The 20571-nt window shown below is 43.6% G+C and carries 15 protein-coding genes and 2 tRNA genes; 10 read left to right on the forward strand and 7 right to left on the reverse strand.

Features of this window, described 5'->3' with window-relative positions:
• The first annotated feature begins 162 nt into the window (after nucleotides 1-162).
• The gene (locus ABR189_RS28475) at nucleotides 163-1077 is read left to right on the forward strand and encodes a helix-turn-helix domain-containing protein (RefSeq protein ID WP_354663922.1); all 915 of its coding nucleotides are present in this window, start codon (nucleotides 163-165) and stop codon (nucleotides 1075-1077) included.
• 27 nt (nucleotides 1078-1104) lie between these two features.
• Here the strand turns inward: ABR189_RS28475 and ABR189_RS28480 are convergent, their stop codons facing one another.
• The 4 genes from ABR189_RS28480 to ABR189_RS28495 all read right to left on the reverse strand — a co-directional run bounded on the left by ABR189_RS28480 (nucleotide 1105) and on the right by ABR189_RS28495 (nucleotide 3685).
• A complete protein-coding gene (locus ABR189_RS28480; RefSeq protein ID WP_354663923.1) occupies nucleotides 1105-2490 on the reverse strand; it encodes an MBL fold metallo-hydrolase in 1386 nt (461 codons plus the stop codon).
• Nucleotides 2491-2579: 89 nt separating this feature from the next.
• Nucleotides 2580-3182: a hypothetical protein gene (locus ABR189_RS28485; protein ID WP_354663924.1), complete on the reverse strand. Its 603-nt coding sequence runs from the start codon at nucleotides 3180-3182 to the stop codon at nucleotides 2580-2582.
• A 253-nt stretch (nucleotides 3183-3435) separates the two neighbouring features.
• Nucleotides 3436-3509, reverse strand: a tRNA-Asp gene (locus ABR189_RS28490).
• A 102-nt stretch (nucleotides 3510-3611) separates the two neighbouring features.
• Nucleotides 3612-3685: transfer RNA gene (locus tag ABR189_RS28495), tRNA-Asp, on the reverse strand.
• Between the two features lie 148 nt (nucleotides 3686-3833).
• Between ABR189_RS28495 and ABR189_RS28500 the strand changes: the two genes are divergently transcribed.
• Nucleotides 3834-4787 (forward strand): acetyl-CoA carboxylase carboxyltransferase subunit alpha, encoded by a 954-nt coding sequence (locus tag ABR189_RS28500; RefSeq protein WP_354663925.1) that lies wholly within the window; start codon nucleotides 3834-3836, stop codon nucleotides 4785-4787.
• A gap of 163 nt (nucleotides 4788-4950) precedes the next feature.
• Nucleotides 4951-5835 carry a 4-hydroxy-tetrahydrodipicolinate synthase gene (gene dapA, locus ABR189_RS28505; RefSeq protein ID WP_354663926.1) on the forward strand — a complete coding sequence of 295 codons (885 nt, stop codon included), beginning with the start codon at nucleotides 4951-4953 and terminating at the stop codon, nucleotides 5833-5835.
• An 84-nt stretch (nucleotides 5836-5919) separates the two neighbouring features.
• Here dapA and ABR189_RS28510 read toward each other — a convergent pair whose 3' ends face one another.
• The 3 genes from ABR189_RS28510 to ABR189_RS28520 all read right to left on the reverse strand — a co-directional run bounded on the left by ABR189_RS28510 (nucleotide 5920) and on the right by ABR189_RS28520 (nucleotide 7962).
• Nucleotides 5920-6537 carry a hypothetical protein gene (locus ABR189_RS28510; RefSeq protein ID WP_354663927.1) on the reverse strand — a complete coding sequence of 206 codons (618 nt, stop codon included), beginning with the start codon at nucleotides 6535-6537 and terminating at the stop codon, nucleotides 5920-5922.
• Nucleotides 6538-6658: 121 nt separating this feature from the next.
• On the reverse strand, nucleotides 6659-7567 hold the full coding sequence (locus ABR189_RS28515) for a ribonuclease Z (RefSeq protein ID WP_354663928.1): 909 nt from the start codon (nucleotides 7565-7567) through the stop codon (nucleotides 6659-6661).
• A 20-nt stretch (nucleotides 7568-7587) separates the two neighbouring features.
• Entirely contained in the window at nucleotides 7588-7962 is a 375-nt protein-coding gene (locus tag ABR189_RS28520; RefSeq protein ID WP_354663929.1) for an STAS domain-containing protein, read from the reverse strand.
• Nucleotides 7963-8216: 254 nt separating this feature from the next.
• On the opposite strand from ABR189_RS28520, the gene ABR189_RS28525 reads away from it, so the two are divergent.
• From ABR189_RS28525 to ABR189_RS28555, 7 genes are all read left to right on the forward strand, one after another.
• Nucleotides 8217-10751, forward strand: coding sequence for an ATP-dependent Clp protease ATP-binding subunit (locus tag ABR189_RS28525; protein WP_354663930.1), 2535 nt, complete (start codon nucleotides 8217-8219; stop codon nucleotides 10749-10751).
• 247 nt (nucleotides 10752-10998) lie between these two features.
• Nucleotides 10999-11907: a hypothetical protein gene (locus ABR189_RS28530; RefSeq protein ID WP_354663931.1), complete on the forward strand. Its 909-nt coding sequence runs from the start codon at nucleotides 10999-11001 to the stop codon at nucleotides 11905-11907.
• 482 nt (nucleotides 11908-12389) lie between these two features.
• Nucleotides 12390-14021 (forward strand): phage tail-like protein, encoded by a 1632-nt coding sequence (locus ABR189_RS28535; RefSeq protein WP_354663932.1) that lies wholly within the window; start codon nucleotides 12390-12392, stop codon nucleotides 14019-14021.
• Between the two features lie 81 nt (nucleotides 14022-14102).
• Nucleotides 14103-15620 (forward strand): phage tail-like protein, encoded by a 1518-nt coding sequence (locus ABR189_RS28540; RefSeq protein WP_354663933.1) that lies wholly within the window; start codon nucleotides 14103-14105, stop codon nucleotides 15618-15620.
• Between the two features lie 41 nt (nucleotides 15621-15661).
• Nucleotides 15662-17215, forward strand: a complete 1554-nt coding sequence (locus ABR189_RS28545; RefSeq protein ID WP_354663934.1) for a T9SS type A sorting domain-containing protein — start codon at nucleotides 15662-15664, stop codon at nucleotides 17213-17215.
• A 79-nt stretch (nucleotides 17216-17294) separates the two neighbouring features.
• Complete coding sequence (gene cmk, locus ABR189_RS28550; protein WP_354663935.1) at nucleotides 17295-17984, forward strand: (d)CMP kinase; 690 nt, start codon at nucleotides 17295-17297, stop codon at nucleotides 17982-17984.
• Nucleotides 17985-18606: 622 nt separating this feature from the next.
• Nucleotides 18607-20556 (forward strand): tetratricopeptide repeat-containing sensor histidine kinase, encoded by a 1950-nt coding sequence (locus ABR189_RS28555; RefSeq protein ID WP_354663936.1) that lies wholly within the window; start codon nucleotides 18607-18609, stop codon nucleotides 20554-20556.
• Nucleotides 20557-20571: the final 15 nt, after the last annotated feature.

Consider the following 20571-nt stretch of genomic DNA (forward strand, 5'->3'; position numbering starts at 1 on the left):
AGGAGCTAGATTCGCAGGGCGGATGGCGAAAGATCGTATCGACAGGAGGAAGGTAGCATAAAGACGGCCGGATGTCCTCTATGGACACCGGTCATCATTGTTGGGCCGGATTTGGTGAAAAATAAAGCTATATTGCGTATAGGGTTTATTAATAAGCAAGACATGTATTTTACCAGCCTACCAGACCATAGCAGGCCGGGCTTTGATGAAACATTGCATTTCAGCAAATTCAGGAAACATAACATCATCTTTAATGCCCTCAGCGCCCGGAGCCATTGTGATAACCATGTGGGGTGTCTTTCCTTTAAAACGGTATTAAGCGGAGAAGAATGGTATGGTATCAACCATCACCGGATTGCAGTCAGACCAGGCAGTTTCCTCATCTTAAACGATGATCAGGCTTATTCCTGTAATATTGATCACAGCGAAAAAATAGGTACCCTGTCTGTTTTTTTCAAAAAGGAGTTTGCTTCCGCTATATTCCGGGATGCTCTTTATAGTGAAGCGATGCTGTTGGATGAACCACTCAATAACGGCGAAAAGACCCTGGAATTTTTTCAGACACTTCATAGTATCACTCCAGTATTACAACAGCAACTGTCTAACCTTATTACCACACTGGATAATGAAGGATATAACAGTTCGGTTGTAGATGAACGCCTTGTCTTTTTTTTACATGAGCTGATACGGATACATAGATCAGCTTCCAGGAGTGTCCGGAAGGTGGATGCACTTAAATCAAGTACAAGGACAGAAATATACAGGCGGCTATGTGTGGCTAAAGATATTCTGCAATCTTCCTATATGGATCATCCGGATCTGAACATGCTCAGTCATATAGCTTGTTTATCCGTTCCACAGCTGGTGCGGCAATTCAAAGCTGTTTTTCATACTACGCCCTATAAATATCTTATCCGGATCAGACTGGAACATGCAGCTAAACTATTGAAGCAAACAGATCAACCCGTGCATGAAATAACATGGCGCTGCGGGTTTGAAAATACCAGTGCATTTTGCCGCGCATTCAGAGCAGGGTTTGGTATGCAGCCAGTAACCTTCCGGAAAATACACAGATAAATCAGTTCATTTTGGCAGTAAGGAGGATCATTGCTCCTTGATAATCTTATCAAACATGGCGGGTGTAATATTGGATAAACCATGATGCCCTATGATACGATGGTAGGATAACTTATGTTTTTTCAAAAAATGGTAAAATTCCTTTGATACCTGGATGGCAGGGGTAATGGTGCCATCTTCCGGCACGGACAGCAAATCCCCCTCATAAATGATAGATTTCCGGGGGAAATAAATAAAGGATAAGCCAAGCGCATGGCTGTTGGGTATTTCAAAGATATCCACCGGAAGATGGCTATCACCGATTCTTTTATGTCCATTGAAGAACAGGAACGATGGCGTGGCGCCGGCTAACATTTTTCGCAGTGGTGTTTCCATAGATGGGGTACAGATGATAGTGGCGCCCTCTTCAATGAGCTTCCGGATACCCGCAATATGATCGTTGTGGAAATGTGAAAGGTGCACATATTTAATAGGTTTCCCAGGCAGGGTTTTATGGATCAGGTTTATAATAGCGGTGGTGATATCTTCCGATACGGGTGCTTCCGCCAGTACAACATGATCTTGCATATTGATGAAAACAATATTCCTGTCGTCATCTACTTTCTCCACTAAATAAATATCCTTTTCTATTTCATTGGCTGTAAGTGGTTGGTGGATGATTGTTTCCGTTGTATATCCTGCCGGCACTTCAAACCGTGAAGGCAGGATACTTTCAACAACATCGAATGAAATCAGATGATCTGTAACAGTCAGTGTACTATCAATGACCTGTTTTACTTTGCCTGGAACCTGATATCCTTTAACCGTAGTGTAATCATCGAAGTACCAGGTACTGGTTTTCCCATTTTTGTTGTTGTTGTAACTGTGTAATATACCTGTTTGTTCATCCAGCCATAGTTGCTGGGACCCGGTATTTAAACTACGGGTAATAACCACTTCCCCGTTAAGATGTTTTAACTGGAGCGTATCACCGCTATCCAGCACTTCTTTTAAAATATAATAAGGGAAATAGGTAAGCAGGCTGTGGAAATTACCCTGATACTGTGCTTGCCCCAGTTTTATCAATGACTTTCCTGTTCTGGCCCCTATTACATCATACACATAGTAAGCCTGATCCCGCCCAATGCGGGCAAAATTGAAAACATAACCACCAGGATACTGGTTGATGGTATGGTGATAAAAACGACTGTTTGCCTTGTCAAAATCTACGTTTAATACCCCCTTCTCTGCCTTTGGCTGATCAAAGGCATAACTTTGCCAGGGATTCAGGGTATACCTGTTTGCCCGGTATTTAAAAGCAGGAATATCTTCCCAATGGCCATTGGCTGATATGGCTTTCCGAAGAAAATCTGCGGATTGCTGGGCTTTTGCAAAAGCAGGCAGCAGACATAAAATAAGCAGGTAATGTTTCATAGCTGCAATATTACACTGCTATAGAGCGCTGGTATGTGCAGAAATGATCAATTTAGGGAAGCAGGTTTGCTTTATGGTTGGGGAGGATATTAAGCAGGCATGGAGCTGCTGCTTTTTAATGGTTTGAAATGTTTAATGGCCGTGGCAAATTTAGGCCCATTATTGGCATATGCTGCCAGCGGAAAATACACGATTGTGTCATTGATTAAGACAAGCGCCAGGAAGCATTCCATGTTTCTCCGTTCATACCTGTTTACGATAAAGGTTCCTTTTATCTCTTCCCATAGAAATGAACTTTTGGGAAAAACTATTCCCGATGAATCTATCCGTACGGTAGTACGGCCCGATTTATCAAAGTAGGGTAAGAGCATCTTCACAAGCAGCAGCAGTAGCAACCCACCGGAAATGGCAGCTCCGGTGAAATTACGCTCTGCAAGCAGAGCGACTACCAATATTAATAATATAGGTATAAAAGCGATCTGCGTTATAGCCCCACCAAAGATGTTAAATCCGGAAGCCTTTTGCTCGAAGGTATTCTCCGGTGTATAACGGATCATAAAAGTGTGCATGGATTTATCATTGGTAGGGGTAATGCAGGTATTAAAATAGGCTGGAATGGTACTTCTTTCTTTCTCATATACAGCGAGATATCCGGGGAGAGCTTTGTTTTTTATATCGTAGACAACAGGCATAGGCTATATAGATTTAATAATGAGTAATGGCCGTAGCAAACTTAGTGCTGGTGTTCCAAATAACCTCATGAAAATATACATTGCTTCCATCATTTAAAGCAATACTTGAAGGGTTGACAACTAATAAACAATTAATTGAAAAAGTAAAATAAAGAGAAAGAATGCCGTTAAAGCAATGCGAATTTTTAATTCCTGTGGTTTATAGCAAAAAAAAGGGAATCAAAAGTGAAACTCAACTTTTAATTCCCTTTTGCGGACCGGACGGGACTCGAACCCGCGACCTCCGCCGTGACAGGGCGGCATTCTAACCAACTGAACTACCGATCCGTTTATCATACTTTCTGAAGGAAAGCCTAATAAAGTTAATTTATAAAAAGAACTTTTAAAAAATAAAACCTACTCTGAGAGCAGGCTTTACGGTGATCCTTGCGGACCGGACGGGACTCGAACCCGCGACCTCCGCCGTGACAGGGCGGCATTCTAACCAACTGAACTACCGATCCAATATTTAATCTTTTAAGCGTCAAGCCCTTATGGCTCTCCGTTTTGGGATTGCAAAGATAGCAACAAAGTTTTCAATTTCGCAAATCTTTTTTAGAAAAAATTTCTAGTCCTATCTTTACATCGTTCTTTAACCAATTTAATCTATTTATGCAATTCCTGGATTTCGAAAAACCCATTGCCGATTTATATGAGCAACTGGCTAAACTGAAGGAAAACGGAGAAAAGTCCGGCGTAGATGTTTCTGCTACCGTAAGTGAATATGAGCAAAAGATCGCGGATACACGGCAGGGGATCTATGATCACCTTACCAGTTGGCAGCGGGTACAACTGAGCCGGCATCCAGACAGGCCTTATACCCTGGCCTACATTGAGCGGATGTGCTCCAGCTTTATTGAGCTGCATGGCGACCGGAATGTGAAGGATGATAAAGCCATGGTAGGCGGATTTGCCGACCTGGACGGAGAAACCGTGATGTTCATTGGCCAGCAGAAAGGAGTAAATACCAAAATGCGTCAGATCCGGAACTTCGGGATGCCTAATCCGGAAGGATACCGTAAAGCGCTGCGGTTAATGAAGCTGGCGGAAAAGTTCAATAAGCCTATCGTTACCCTGATTGATACCCCAGGTGCTTATTGCGGCCTGGAGGCAGAAGAAAGGGGACAAGGGGAAGCAATTGCCCGCAACCTGTTTGAAATGGTGAAACTCCGGGTGCCTGTCATCTGTATCATCATTGGGGAAGGCGCTTCCGGCGGTGCACTTGGCATCGGTATCGGCGACAGAGTATTGATGCTTGAAAACAGCTGGTATACCGTTATCTCTCCTGAAAACTGCTCCACCATCCTCTGGCGCAGCTGGAATTTCAAAGAAAAGGCTGCTGATGAGCTGAAACTCACCTCCAACTACATGAGCCAGTTTGGCCTGGTAGACGGGATTATCAAAGAACCACTGGGCGGCGCTCATGTGAATCCTGATGAAATGGCCAGCATCCTGAAGGCGAAAATAAAAGAAACCCTGGCAGAGGTGAAGAAAATTGATCCTGATACCCGTATTGAACAAAGGATCGATAAGTTTTCCAGTATGGGCTTTTTTGAGGAACACTAAAAATTATTAAAAAGATCCCGTTTCAATTGCTAATATTTGCACACTTTTTCTGATGCCCACCGGAAAAAGTGTGCAAATGGCTTTAAATACGTTTTAAACAAACGTGCCCCACCTGGTGGAAAGCCTTGTCAATGGGTGTTTATAGAAGTTTATAGTAGAAAATATGTTACTGGAACAGTTAAAAGGCACTGGTGTAGCATTGGTTACACCCTTTAAAGCAGATGAAAGCATTGACTGGAATGCTTTGGAAAAGCTGATCAATCATGTGATTGATGGTGGCGTTAACTATGTAGTGTCCTTAGGCACTACTGGCGAAACTCCTACTCTTTCTTCAGAAGAGAAGCTGGATTTGATGAAGTTCACCTTTGAAAAAGTAGCGAAGCGGGTCCCTGTGGTAATTGGCATTGGTGATTATAACACCCGTGACGTAGTGAAGCGGCTGGAAACCTGCCCGCTGGATGAAGCTGCTGCTATTCTCAGTGTGGCGCCTTACTACAGTAAACCTACCCAGGAAGGCATATTTCAACATTATAAAGCCATTGCAGCGGCTGCTCCCAAGCCCATTATCCTGTACAATGTACCAGCGCGTACGGGGCGTAATATGACCGCACAAACTACTTTACGCCTGGCGCATGAAGTGGAAAATATTGCGGGGATGAAAGAAGCTTCCGGGGATATGTTGCAGTGTATGGAGATCCTGAGGGACAAGCCTGCAGATTTTCTGGTGGTAAGTGGAGATGATGCACTGGCTTTACCACAGGTCGCCTGCGGTATGGATGGTTTAATCTCCGTTGCAGCCAACTACTTTGCAACAGACCTTTCTGCTATGATACAGGCTGCGCTGGTCAATGACTATAAGGCTGCCCGCATGCTGAACAATAAGCTGCAACGTGCTTTTGAGCTGATGTTTGCCGAAAATAACCCGGCAGGTATCAAGGCTTTCCTGCATAAGGGAGGTATCATTGAAAACAATTTCCGTCTGCCTGTAATGCCGGTTACTGACCCGTTATATAGCCAGATAGCGGAGTTCCTGAAAAATTACAAATAGCAGTAAACGTACTATAAATGAAACATCCCGGAATACTTTTTCCGGGATGTTTTTATTTTTAAGCTATTGTATGGCGGTTGATAGTTACCGTTTTGCTACTTTCCACTGCAATCCCGGACTTAAATCGTATTGAATGACCATTTTGCCACCTGTAGGGGTAGCGTTCGTGTCATCCGCCTTATATAGCGGAAATTCCCGTACCAGGAAGTTGTGGCTGATATAAAAAGTGTCATGCCCCATATACTGTGCACCGGTTGTTTTCTCCAGCTCAGGCAGGGCAGGGAGCTTTTTCCATCCTTTTACCCCTGGCTGATAGCCAAACAGGTTGCCATAGCTACCACTGCCACCAGATTTGGTGGCGATGAAAAACAGGGTACCTGCTTTTCCTACCTTACCGTTAAATACCTGTGCTACAGGGTCAGATTCCCGGATAGAGTCCTGTAATGCAGGCTTTCCGTCTTTCATACCAATGATAGACAGATTGGGTGCAGTGGCACTTTCTCCGTCTGTACTCACTTTCAGGGACAGTTTATTGTCGGGGGTACCTGTTTCATATACAAGCCCTTTAGGCGCTTCCTGGCTGGTAGTATCAGTCACCTGCTGGGTGCTGTCTGTAGTAGAAGAGGTAGAGGGTGTATTGTTGTTGCAGGCTGTCAGATAGCATATGGTGACCACTGCACAACTAAAAACGATCTTTTTCATTCATTTATTCAGTTTGTCGTGGCCATATCGTTCAAAAATTATGCTGATCTGCTATTGAAAAGCTAAAGTAAAGTTAAAATATGTGGTATGTAAAATTGGCTGATGTGTTTGCCTGCTTTTATCAGATGAGGAAAGTAGTGCCTTCCTCCGCCAGTTCTGTAGCGGGGAAAACGGGCTGGCATTCATCCAGAAAAGGTTGCAGCTCAGTGTATTTGGAAGAGAAGTGTCCGATTAACAATCGTTTGGCGCTGGCATCCCTTGCCAGTGTAGCTGCCTGCACGGTGGTGCTGTGAAAACGTTCTGCTGCTCTTTCCTCCAGCGACTGGAGATAGGTGGTTTCATGATATACCACATCAGCCTCCTGAAGATAGGGGAGTAATCCCCGGTCATAGATCGTATCTGCGCAGTATACATACCGCTTTCCCTTGTGAGGGGGGAGCGTTACCCAGTCATTTTTTACCAGCAGGTTGTCCTTTCTGAGGTAGTCGGCACCTTGCTGCAATTTTGAGTAATAAGCAGCAGGGATCTCGTATGCCCTGGCCTGTTCAGGAATGATCTTCCGTTTCCTTTTCTGCAGGTAAAAGGAGAACCCGAAGCAGGGGATACGGTGTTGGGTAGGGAAGCAACTTACCTGCAAGTCATTGTCTTCCAGTATGATACGGGCGGTATTGGTAATAAGCGGAATAAAATGGAGGTCAAACTTCAACATAGTAGCCGCACATTGTAGTTGCAGATCGAGGATGGCTTTCAATTCCGGCGGTGCAAAAATGGTCAGCGGGTCGGTTCTGCCCAGCAGGCTGAGGCTGTTGATCAGCCCGATAAGTCCGAAATAATGGTCGCCATGCAGGTGGCTGATAAAAATATACCTGAGCTTACTTCTTTTTATCTTGTATCTGGTCATTTGCAACTGGGTCCCTTCCCCGCAATCCAAAAGCAGCAACTGATCATTACAGGTAATTACCTGTGCTGTGGGGTGCCTTTCTGGGGTAGGTATAGCCGAGTTGTTTCCTAAAATTGTTACTGCAAACATGTCCCGAAAATAAGCATATTTTACTCCTCGTCGCGCATGAGTTCACGTTCCAGCTCTTCCATCATGATCAGGTCTATCGCTTCAGAAAGAGTAGGGGCAATATTGAGCATATCATCGCCGGCTTCTTTAAGGATTTGTGTTAATGAGCTGTTAAGGTGGGTGATGGCGCAGGAGTGCGAATTGTCATATAAACGCTGGTAAACTGTTAAAATGGCTTTTACAGTTTCAGGGCTCATTTCTTTTACTAATTGCATGTCCAGTATGAGATTGCGCTCTTTTAGCTCCTTCAGATGGGTAATTATCTCTACAAAAGCGTCTGACAAATTAGCATCCAAAACTGTTTCCTGGGGGGTAAAAACAACAATTTTTTCTTTGGTATCAATTTTGAATTTCATGTAAATGAATGTTTGTTTTATATATTTAGTACAATAAACCAGATTGAATAGGGAAACCCTCCTATAAAATATCTTCCGGATAACCGAACAGCACACGTTCTTTCTACGTAAGTATTTTAGAAGATCGCCTCTCTAGGAAAGCAAAAGTAAATCTTATACTATTAAAGTGTTAGGATAAAAAGTAAATCAGATTTATTTGCTAATATTGTATAAGCAAGCCCCCGTAAGGGTTTTAATAATTTAATAATCTAACAATGGACCAGAATTTTTCACCGCAAGTAAAGGAGATCATTTCATTTAGCAGGGAGGAGGCTTTACGCTTGGGAAATGACTTCATTGGCACAGAACATCTGCTGCTGGGCATCATCCGGGAGGGAGAGGGAACGGCAGTAAAAATTCTGCAAGCGCTGAACGTAGACCTCTACGAACTGCGCAAAGAAGTTGAGTTGGCCGTTAAAGATAAAACGGGAAAAAACATCGCCAACATCAACAGCCTTCCGCTAACGAGACAAGCAGAAAAAGTGATCCGTGTTACCGTACTGGAAGCAAAAGCACTAAAAAGCCCTACAGTCGAAACGGAGCATTTGATGCTATCGATCCTGAAGAATAAAGAAAACGTTTGTACACAAATCTTACAACAATTTGACGTGGACTACGATACTTTTAAAAACGAATTAGGCTTTGTAAAATCTGCTGATCCTAAAGCAGATTTCGATGACCCCGGAGAGGAAGAATTTGAGGACGAAAGAAAAAGTTACGCATCCAAAGCCAAGCAAACAAATACCAAATCCAAAACTCCGGTATTGGACAACTTTGGTAGAGATATTACAAAGCTGGCCGAAAGTGGCAGCCTGGATCCTATTGTGGGCCGTGAAAAGGAAATCGAACGTGTGTCGCAGATCCTTTCCCGCCGCAAAAAGAACAATCCGATTCTTATTGGTGAACCCGGTGTGGGTAAAACAGCTATTGTGGAGGGCCTGGCCCTGCGCATTGTGCAGCGGAAGGTATCCCGCGTGCTTTTTGATAAGCGCGTAGTGAGCCTGGATCTGGCAGCACTGGTAGCTGGGACAAAATACCGTGGCCAGTTTGAAGAAAGGATGAAGGCCATCATGAATGAACTCGAAAAGAACCGGGATGTGATCCTGTTCATCGATGAAATTCATACCATTGTAGGTGCAGGTGGCGCTTCCGGTTCACTGGATGCTTCCAATATCTTTAAACCTGCATTGGCAAGAGGAGAACTGCAATGCATCGGGGCTTCCACATTGGATGAATACCGCATGTACATTGAAAAAGATGGTGCACTGGATCGCCGTTTTCAAAAGGTGATCGTGGATCCGCCAACAGTGGAAGAAACTATTCAGATTCTGAATAACATCAAACCGCGTTATGAAGAATATCATAACGTAAGTTACACCGATGATGCTATTGAGGCATGTGTTAAACTGAGCGACCGCTACATGACAGACCGTTTGCTGCCCGACAAGGCGATAGACGTACTGGACGAAGTAGGTGCAAGGGTACACCTCAAAAACATCAACGTACCGCAAAATATCCTGGATCTGGAAAAACAGATTGAAGATATCAAGCAGGAAAAAAATAAAGTGGTGAAAAGCCAGCGTTTCGAAGAAGCGGCTGCTTTACGCGATACCGAAAAGAAACTGGGTGAAGACCTGGAACGTGCGAAAGCCGTTTGGGAAGAAGAAGTGAAACACAAACGCTATCCCATCGATGAGGAAGCTATTGCGGAAGTAGTGAGTATGATGACCGGTATTCCGGTGAAACGGATGGTGCAGGCAGAAACTGAAAAATTACGCCGCATGGGTGAAGACCTGAAAGGGGCCGTAGTTGGACAAGATGATGCAATTATCAAAGTAACCAAAGCTATACAGCGTAACCGTGTAGGATTGAAAGATCCTAAAAAACCAATCGGTACATTTATTTTCCTCGGACCAACCGGGGTAGGTAAAACAGAGTTGGCAAAAGCACTGGCCCGCTATATGTTCGATTCAGACGATGCATTGATCCGTATCGATATGAGTGAATACATGGAGAAATTCTCTGTGAGCAGACTGATCGGTGCGCCTCCGGGCTATGTGGGATATGAAGAAGGTGGGCAGCTGACCGAAAAGGTGCGCCGTAAACCATACTCCGTAATCCTGCTGGATGAAATCGAAAAAGCACACCCGGACATTTATAACCTGATGTTGCAGGTACTGGATGATGGTATTCTTACCGATGGTTTAGGCCGGAAGGTAGACTTTAAAAATACCCTCATCATTATGACCTCTAACATTGGTGCCCGTCAGTTGAAAGACTTTGGTGCTGGTGTAGGTTTTACCACCGCTGCTAAAGCAGTAACAGAGGAAGAGAATACAAAAGCAGTGATCGAAAAAGCACTGAAACGGACCTTCTCTCCAGAGTTCCTGAACCGTATTGACGATGTGATCATCTTCAATTCTCTGAGCAAGGAACACATCTATACCATCATCGATATCACCATGAAGAGTGTGCTGAAACGTTTGCAAAACCTGGGCTTTAGCCTGGAGCTGACGGAAGAAGCTAAAGGATTCCTGGCAGATAAAGGATACGATCAGCAGTTTGGGGCAAGACCATTACACAGGGCTATCCAGAAATACCTGGAAGATCCTTTGGCGGAGGAAATCCTGAACATGAATATCCACAATGGGGATGTATTGATCGCCGACCTGGATAAAGAAAACCAGAAATTGTTCTTTACACTGAAAAACCAGTCTAAAAGCAATTTGCCGGAGAAATCAGAAGTGTAAGTATTTAATAAACTGTTTTTAATAAAGGGATTGATTGGAAAGTGAGTGATGGTAAGCATCCTGGCTTTTTAATCAATCCTTTTTTGTTTTCCCATATTATCTATCCGAATGAACTGTATTTCCTGTAGCCCGGAATATCCTTATTTCCCTATTTGTAATACCCAGCTAGATGTTGATCAGGCACAAATAAGGCTCCCTTATATAAAAGCTGTATTGTTTACCCATTTTTAATCATAAAACAAACCCTATGATCACATGCAACAATGTGCTCCGGCGAGCCATTTATTCGATTTCCATGCTTTTTTTATTGTCTGCCGCCTTCCTCATACAGGGATGTAGTAAAGAATTAGCTAGCCCTGTTGAGAAGAAGGAATTAGCAGCTGTTATTGATCAAACCCTGAAAACCGGGGCTTCCTTGCTTAATCAGGATACTTCAGTCATCCGTTCAGTTGGGCTTTCAGGTTTTGCATCCTCTGTTCAGAATGCAGTCGTTGTAAATTTTAGTTACTGGGGCTTTTCCTCTTCCGTGAATATTACGGTAACAGGGTCTGCACTGCTTGTGCCATCATTTCTCGCAATTAATAAGCCGGTTTCCTATGGCGCTTCCATAGGGCATACTTTTGATGCAACTTCTATGGCTGCTGGTACGCTAAAAGTAGTTATACAGGACGCACTGGGAAATAAAGGGGAAGCTACTGCCAATGTAATAGATGAGGGGGGGACTTATGTGATACGGCATCAGGCATCCAGCTTGATGGGAGATTTTGAAAGAACACATTCCAGCTATAACGGAATCAATTATACATATATAAAACTTATTTTTTCCTGGCCAATAACTACAAATACTTATTATGAAAATGAGCGGACCCATTTTAGTGTTGCCTTTGAAAAGAATGGCCAGTATTTATTTAGTGAATCTGTAAACAACTATACGGCTAATGGAGCAGTGGCATGTCTGAAAACATTTGCTATCACTCCGAGTAGTCCACCTAATGAATTACCAGATGCCTATCGGGTATTGGGATATACGGATCCTATGAAGGCTCCTAATTGGCTGGTTATGTATCTGGAGGCTAACTTTAAGCCCTTGCCTCCAGCGTATTCCATGGAACCTACAGCGCTCAGTACTTATACTTTCCCTGTAACGATCAAGTAAAGAATGTATCCCGGTGAGATACTTTAAAATGACCTGATAAATGTAGGAAAGGATACAAAAATCCCTGGCCATTCCGGTCAGGGATTTTTTATGTCGTTTATCAGAGCACACCTCAAAAACCATATACTTATATGATACGTTTATAGCATGAAGATGTTAACCACAATTGCCATTTCTGCTCCCTTTTTTATCATTGTGAGAACAAATATTAAAAGGTCAAAAATCTTAAGTGCACTTAATCAACAAGTTAGTAAAAGTAGGAAATACACTTGCCTACGCATATATATATTAAAAAATGGTATAATAATGTGATTTTTGTATTGGATGAAATAAACCAGTTTTGTGTTCTAATTAGTTATCTGATAGCCGTTAACGAATGCACTATTTCGTTAATACTAAGCTGGTATCTATCCTATATCATTACACCGTTAGTCGAATATCCCTAAGCACCTGATTACTTATTTATTCATTTATCTCATCCTATGACAACAACTCTACGGACAGCATTCCGCATGCTTGTACTGGCCATTATTGTGCTGGTAAGTTCAAACGCTCATGCCCAGTTAAAAGTGGGTAAAAATCCGGCCACTATACAGAAATCCGCTATCCTGGAACTCGAAGCCGACAAACAGGGGTTATTACTGCCCCGCCTGACCAGTTTTACTGGTATCAATGCCGCTATAGGCGCTGCTGCAGTAGACGGTATGATCGTATACTTGCAGGATGCTACTCCTGCCAACAGTGGCTTGTATCTGCGCCAGGGAGGCAACTGGGTAAAAATTGCCAGTGCTTCCAGCGCATTAGCCAACTGGTCATTAAAAGGTAATTCAGGGACAGACCCTGTTAATGACTATATCGGTACAGCAGATAATGTGGATCTTTCTATCCGCAGAGACGGTACGGAAGCCATCAGAGTCACTACCGGCGGGAATGTAGCACTGAAGCAGGTAGCTGCTATAACGGACAATAGCATCCGTGAAGTATTGATCATTCAGACAGATGGTACTATTGTAAAGCGAGAACTACCAGTGTCGGCATTTAACAGCTTACTTGCCAATGTAAGCGCAGCGGCCAACACCACCAATCAAACCTTTAACATCACGGAGGATGTTGCTACCGGGAAGATTACCATTAATGCGCCTGTAATGGATGGTACCGGCACCAAAACCTATGGTTTCTTCCAGAAGAGCGATTGGGATAAGCTGCAGAACCTTACCAATGGTAATGGATTTACCATTGGTGACCTTATTACAGCTGCCGGCACAGAAGCCGTAAAAGGTGCTGCAGTAAGTTTTAATACGGTAACGCAGAAATATGAAATGCGGCTGGTGGCGGCATCTGCTACAGAGAATGGTATTGTTACTACCGGTGCACAGGAATTTGCTGGTGTAAAAACATTTAAGGATATCGTAAAGCTTGGTTCCGTAGCTACTGCAGCGGCTCCTGCGCCAGGTACTCCTTACCAGGTATTAGTCCAAAATGGTACAAATGAAATTGAAAAACGCGCGGTGAATATGGAAGCACTGGAAACTGCCGTACAGAAAATCCAGGCTGGCCCTGCGGCAACGGATGTTACCAGCGGTACTGATGTAGCATTTGTTACGGCTACTACAGGGACCGACTTTAATATCATGGCTAACGGAGCTACTAAAACAGTGAATTTTAATTTACCCGATGCCACCGGTGCAGCTGGTGCAGAAGCCAGAGGGGTGGTGTCAAAAACGGCACAGTCCTTTGCTGGGGATAAGAGTTTCGTGAATAATGTAGCGGTGGGAGGTGTAACAGCTGCTAACTCTACTTTACAGGTAACCGGCTCTGTAGCCATGGCTATCAAAACCATTACCAGCGCTCAGTCGCCCTACACCATTACTGATAAGGACAATACCGTACTGGCAGATGCAACTACTGCCGCTGTAGTGCTGAATCTGCCTGCACCCGTTACCGGAAGAATGTATACTATTAAGAAAATAGGTACAGGTGATATTGATAAACAGATCACGATCAATGGTGGTGGTGCCATGATTGAAGGAGGTACTGATTATAAAATATTCAATGATTGGACTTTTATTACCATTCAAAGTGATGGTACTAACTGGTACATTATCAAGAAATAAAATGTTACCGGTAACAGTATCCCGTATACCCGATCCTGTTACCGGCATTTATATTTTCTCCTGATTATCCAATCGTGATATATGAAAGCTTTGAAATTTATTGCGGGCAGCTGCCTGCTCTGGATAGGTATATTGTCATCTGCCGTGTTGCATGGTCAGCAGCTCAAGCTGGGTAATGCACCGGCAGTGCTGGAAAAGTCGGCATTACTTGAATTGAATAGTGACAAACAGGGATTATGGTTACCCCGTGTGAGTGATTATACTGTAACGCCACTGAATACTGCACCAGATGGTATGCTGATTTACTACGTCCCGGAAAAATGCATTTACATCAGAAAGAACGGTAACTGGCAAAAAGTGCTGGATGGTGCCAATGGTGTTACTTCCGTTGGTCTGTCCTTGCCGGCTGCTATTTTTAATATTACTACTGCTACTGTTACTTCCAGTGGTGTACTTACTGCTTCCCTGGTAAATAAGCCGGCCAATACTGTTTTTGCAGGCCCGGCTACAGGGGCGGATAATACCCCGGCTTTCCGGTCGCTGGTGGCAGCAGATATTCCTTCACTGGATGCTGTCAAATTAATAAGTGGTGGTAATAATAAACTGCTTTCTACCAATGGTACGGGAACTGTTGCCTGGATAGACAAGAGCACTTTTTTAGGTAATACCTTAAACAATGGCAGGATATGGGTGGGAGATGCGGCCAATGTGGCCCAGCCTGTTGCCCTGACCGGAGATGTAGGTGTCAGCAATACTGGTGTTACCACTATTGCTGCTAATAGTATCACTACTACCAAGCTCCTCAACAGTAATGTTACCCTGGCCAAACTGGCGGATGGAGGCCCCAATCAGGTACTTACAACTACTGCAGCCGGCAAACCGCAATGGGAAAATAAAACAGATATAGTAGAAGGATGGGCATTAAATGGAAATACCAATGCCACCGCTGCTAATTTTCTGGGTACCTCTAATGATGTTCCTTTTACCATTAAGACGAATGGCATAGAGGTGATTCAATTCAGAACCGGAGTAGGGGCTCCCGGGAATGTTACTGCACTGGTCAATGGGGCATCACCATTTAACAGTCATCCATTTACTATACGGGCTAATGGGAATGATATTCTTGCGTTTGAAGATGCTGCCGGTACTCCCAAATGGCATTGGAACATATTAGGAGGAGGGTTGAATTTTGTGGAATCTAACGTACTGCCTGATGGTGATTTTAGGTTGTTCTTAAAAAGCGGGGGTAATGTAGGAATAGGTACCAGTAATCCTGTTGCTAAACTGGATGTGAACGGTAGTTTGTCGTTACCAATAAGGACTGTAACAGGTAATGGTACAGTGAATGTTGATGTGAATGATTATACCCTTGTTGTGGCTAATACGGGTACTATTACGCTTGCCTTACCCAATCCCAATACCTGTGAAGGAAGGATTTATAATATCAAACGGTTTTCAAATAACACGATAAGGGTATCTACAGGAGCAGGGAATATTGATGGAGATAATTCACCGATTAATCTTCCTAACAACGCTAAACGGTGTTTTACTTTCCAGTCTGATGGCACTAACTGGTATATTATCTCGGAAAATTATTAATACCCCATAAAAAGAATCCTCTGAAACATTTTTTATTCATATTGCTTTTAGCCAGCTTAATTAACAATACGGTTTTTGCCCAGCAGGCGGTGTATATCCCTGCTGATGGTAAAGTATGGAGCTATGGGGATGTAGCTGTTTTTGGCGATATGCGCAATGAAGGTACACTTGGTTCATCCGCGGCTACCACCCTGTATTTTATGGGTAAAAGGTGGATTAACGGAAACGGGGCTACGCTTCCGGTGGAAGGGCAGGGAGGGATGTTCCGTTTTACGGGGAATAATATCTTGTATGGCACAGTAGGGCAGCAGTTATTAGCCGGTGGTTATAATGTGGCTAGTAAAACGGGTGCCAGCTTTCCTAATCTGGAAGTGAATAATGCAGCGGGGATATTACTGGATGACCTGAATGACCTGAAAATTATACACCACTTGCATTTCAGCAGCGGGCATATTTTTCTAAATGGATGGAACCTGGAAGTAGGGGATCATGACCCGGGTACTATTACCGGGTATAGTGATCAGCGATTTGTAGTAACCGGCACCGGCCCGGCCGGTGGGTACCTTTACCGGGCGCAATTAACCGGGGCCAGCGGCAATGTTGTTTTTCCCGTTGGCACTGCCTTGCAGCATTATACACCTGTGGCGATCGCACAAAAAGGTGCGCCGGATGATTTTAAAGTAAGGGTATTTGATCAGGTATACCGGGAGGCGGTAAGTGGGGCTATCATAGCAGACAGCTTTGTATACAAAACCTGGAATATAGGGCGTGTGCAAAATACTGATGGGGAAGCAGCTATTACCTTGCAACACATAGATGCTGCTGAATCACCCACGTATGCGGCCAACAGGGAACGAAGTTTTATTACGCGTTTTATAGATAATTCCTGGAACCTGGAGGATACCACAGGCACTAAACCTGTTCCAGGTACCTTATCTACCGGCAGTGCGCTGCAGCCGGCAACGATGCAAACACGTACGATTACCTCCGGGTTGGGTACAAACGAATTTTTTGCCAAAACAACCAATGTGCTGTCTGACAGGCCACCGGCAACATTTATGCGGTTTGATGCTTATCGTATATCCGTATACTTTGTACAGCTGGAATGGAGCACTATAAAAGAATTTAATAACCTGCAATTTGAAATAGAACGTAAGCTGGATAATGAGGAGGACTTTACAAGGATTGCCACTATACCCACGCTTGCTGTAAATGGGAATAGCAATATTTTGCTGAATTACGAGTTCAGGGATGCCAATAGTTATGATGGATGGAGTTACTACCGGATTAAGGCCGTTTCCCGTAATGGAAAATATGTTTATACTACCATCAGGGCGGTACCTCCTATGATACAGATAGATGTATATCCTAATCCCAATGCAGGCCAGTTTAAAGTACGCATGCATGGTATACGTACGCCTATGTTACTGCAGATCACGGACGTTTGGGGACAGGTAGTACGTCAGCAGGAGATTTTAACCAATGGCGAAGTAGAGATCAGGAATATGCCTGCAGGTACTTATTTCCTGGTAATGTATCATAAAGCTACCCAGGTAATAGGCTACCGTTGTAAGGTAATAGTGATAGATCATTGATTTGCTTTTTTCCTATAATTACTTCAATTTTGTACCATCTTTCACGTAGGCTTGCTGCATTATTGAAAACGCTGGGATTTTGAAGAAAATTATAATCACGATAGATGGTTACTCTTCCTGTGGCAAGAGTACATTGGCTAAACAACTGGCCAAACAGCTGGGATATGTGTATATTGACAGTGGAGCCATGTATCGTGCTATCACGTTATACTTTATCCAAAACAGGGTAGATTGGGCAGATACAAAAGCGGTGAAAGCTGCACTGAAAAATGTAACATTGGAATTTAACCCGAATCCGGTTACGGGGCAGTCAGAAATGTATCTGAATGGTGAAAATGTGGAACACTTTATCCGGGAAATGATTGTAGCAGAAAAGGTAAGTGAGGTAGCAGCGGTAAAAGAAGTGCGTGAGTTTGCAGTAGCCCAGCAGCAGCAAATGGGGAATAAAAAGGGGCTGGTGATGGATGGCCGGGACATAGGGACCGTAGTATTTCCCCAGGCTGAGTTAAAGATATTTATGACTGCAGAGCCAGCTATCCGGGTAGAACGGCGTTTCAAAGAGCTGTATGCTAAAAACAAGCACGTTACTATAGAAGAAGTAAAGGAAAATCTGGAGTTAAGGGATTATATTGATGCTAACCGTGAAATAAGCCCTTTGCGTAAAGCGGAGGATGCTATAATACTGGATAACAGTCAGTTAAGCATGGGGGATCAGCTTGAGTTGGTCATGCAGTGGGTAGAAGACGCCATTATGGCCCATACTTCTTAAAACTTTTTTTCCTTTTATTAAAAGTGTTTTATACATTTGCTTTGTTCACCCGAACGAAGGGGAGAACGTCTCCGTAATAATTACCAGATCCTGCCGAATTTCCTGTACAACCTTTGTGTTTGCATTGTTATTTCAACCTGTATCAACACACGCGTTTAATAATTTCCAACCTTATCCATCCTGAAAAGCTATGCTTTTGGTCTTGTGTATTACCGTCAGTTTACGGTGGTGAGTGGTTTTGCGCAAATGAATAACTGGCAGATTGGAGCTGTTGTAAATGTATATGGAAGTATACAGTGCGATTTTTTAGGAAAAAATTTATCCTAACTATATCCCAAAGACCCTTTGCTATTAACCGTTTAGAAATTTAGTACTTATCATATAAGTAGCTTTCGGCAAGTCCTTCTGCTTGCTGCAGGCAGAAAGTTTAATGTGGAATAGGTTGGCTTGCCAACTGACTTTCATATTTTCAGTAGGTGTATTCGGTTAATAGGAAGAAGGGGCGAATTCTTTCGCCCTTTCGCTATTTGTGGAACCGGAGAAAGATTATAGGTGGCAACCAGTGGCCGGCTGACATTTCACCAGGAAAAATATTTATCTTGTGTTATTACGCAGCTGATCCATGTCTAGAATAGGTGTATGTTTTTTATTGGCCTTGCTTTTAGGGATTAGCCGGGAAATCTCTGCCCAGGATTCTGCCCGGGTATACAGTACCCTGGATTCTGTGAGAAGGTTATCGAATGATACCAGCAAAGTGAGCCTCTTAGTGGCCAAAGGTAAAACGATGAGCCGCTTTTTTGACTCCCGGAAAATAGAGAATCCCTTTTTTCAGGAGGCCATTGCCCTGGGATTGCGCCTGAAAGATAGCCACGGGCTGGCAACGGCATACAATGAAATAGGCATCTCTAAAAGAAATAAGTCCCAATACATCCTGGCACTGGATTACCACGAAAAGGCAATCAAGTACGCAGAAGAAACAAAAGATGATCAGCTGATCAGCTTTTCCCTTAACAATGCGGGGGTAGACTGCAGGCGTATGGATAAGCTGGAGGAGGGCTTTGATTACCATTTCAGGGCATTGCAGGTGGCCGAAAAAATCAATGACATCCGTAATATTTGTGTAGCTACCAACAGCATCGGTAATATTCAGCTGACAACAGAGAAGTACGAAGATGCGCTCCGCCATTTTACTAAGGCGCTACAGCTGGAGGAAGATAGTAAAAACGATCTGGGAGTAGCGATTAATCTGGGTAATATTGGATATGCTTACCAGGGGTTAAAAAAGACAGATCTGGCCATTGAGTTTTTCAAGCGCTCCCTGGCCTGGAATCAAAAGGCGAAAAGGATCATAGGTATTGCGATATGTTATAATGCGCTGGGGGCAGCTTACCAGGACAAAAAGGACTACCCTACGGCTATGGAATACCTGCAAAAAGCGCTGGAGGTAAATGATCAGGTGGATGATAAAGTACATGTGGCAGAAAGTTATCTGAGTATCGGGAAGCTACTGGAATTGGAGAAAAAGCACGACGAGGCACACCGCTACCTGCAGAAATCAATAGAAGTAAGCCAGTTCTGGGGGTTTAAGTATATGTTGATGGAGGCTTATAAAGCACTGGCGGCCAATTATAAATCCAGTGGTGAGTTTGAAAAGTCGCTGGCAGCCATGGACAAATCACTGGTCTATAAAGATAGTATCCTGGACGAAAAGTCTACCATGGCACTGGCACAGATGCAGGCCATTTATGAAGTAGACAGAAAAGACAACCAGATCCGGCTGCTGGAGCATGATAAGCAGATCAACGAGATGCGGACCAAGCGAAATGCGGTGTTTATATTTTCGCTTACGGGGTTTCTGCTGATGTTAATAGTAGGAGGCTTCTATTACATACGTCACCGTAACCTGCGGGCTAAAAAACACACGCTGCAGTTGGAATTAAGGTCGCTGCGTTCCCAGATGAATCCGCATTTTATATTTAATTCCCTTAGCTCTATTCACCGGTATATATGGAGTAATAACCAGGAAGAAGCATCAGATTACCTGACCAAGTTTTCTAAGCTGATGCGGATGATCCTGGATAATACCCAGCATACTTTTATCTCGTTGAATAAAGAACTGGAATCCTTACAGCTTTACCTGGACCTTGAAAAATTACGTTGTAATGGTATTTTTGAGTACGAGATTTCCCTGGAAGGAGATATTAATGAGGAAGAAGTCTTGCTGCCACCTATGATTATCCAGCCATATGTGGAAAATGCGATCTGGCATGGATTGGTGCATCAGTCAGGGCAGGGCATATTGACGATCCGGGTGGCGGTGAATGGTAAAACAATGAGCTGTACTGTCACAGATAATGGTATAGGACGCAAAAAAGCGATGGAAATCAAGGCACGGAAAGGGCTACCCCACAATTCAATGGGCATGAAGGTGACTGAAGGCAGGATAGATTTGATCAGAAGAATGAATAATACCAAAGACGCACATGTAACGATAACAGACCTCGAAGATCCTGCAGGGGAGCCAGCAGGTACTAAGGTGGTCATCGTTTTACCTGTGGAATTTATATTCTAAAAAACCTACAAACGC

The organism is Chitinophaga sp. H8, assembly GCF_040567655.1.
Taxonomy (GTDB): domain Bacteria; phylum Bacteroidota; class Bacteroidia; order Chitinophagales; family Chitinophagaceae; genus Chitinophaga; species Chitinophaga defluvii.

Coding starts and splice junctions, on each gene's coding strand:
- ABR189_RS28475 (WP_354663922.1), top strand. CDS start 163: ATGTATTTTACCAGCCTACCAGACCATAGCAGGCCGGGCTTTGATGAA.
- ABR189_RS28480 (WP_354663923.1), bottom strand. CDS start 2,490: ATGAAACATTACCTGCTTATTTTATGTCTGCTGCCTGCTTTTGCAAAA.
- ABR189_RS28485 (WP_354663924.1), bottom strand. CDS start 3,182: ATGCCTGTTGTCTACGATATAAAAAACAAAGCTCTCCCCGGATATCTC.
- ABR189_RS28500 (WP_354663925.1), top strand. CDS start 3,834: ATGCAATTCCTGGATTTCGAAAAACCCATTGCCGATTTATATGAGCAA.
- dapA (WP_354663926.1), top strand. CDS start 4,951: ATGTTACTGGAACAGTTAAAAGGCACTGGTGTAGCATTGGTTACACCC.
- ABR189_RS28510 (WP_354663927.1), bottom strand. CDS start 6,537: ATGAAAAAGATCGTTTTTAGTTGTGCAGTGGTCACCATATGCTATCTG.
- ABR189_RS28515 (WP_354663928.1), bottom strand. CDS start 7,567: ATGTTTGCAGTAACAATTTTAGGAAACAACTCGGCTATACCTACCCCA.
- ABR189_RS28520 (WP_354663929.1), bottom strand. CDS start 7,962: ATGAAATTCAAAATTGATACCAAAGAAAAAATTGTTGTTTTTACCCCC.
- ABR189_RS28525 (WP_354663930.1), top strand. CDS start 8,217: ATGGACCAGAATTTTTCACCGCAAGTAAAGGAGATCATTTCATTTAGC.
- ABR189_RS28530 (WP_354663931.1), top strand. CDS start 10,999: ATGATCACATGCAACAATGTGCTCCGGCGAGCCATTTATTCGATTTCC.
- ABR189_RS28535 (WP_354663932.1), top strand. CDS start 12,390: ATGACAACAACTCTACGGACAGCATTCCGCATGCTTGTACTGGCCATT.
- ABR189_RS28540 (WP_354663933.1), top strand. CDS start 14,103: ATGAAAGCTTTGAAATTTATTGCGGGCAGCTGCCTGCTCTGGATAGGT.
- ABR189_RS28555 (WP_354663936.1), top strand. CDS start 18,607: ATGTCTAGAATAGGTGTATGTTTTTTATTGGCCTTGCTTTTAGGGATT.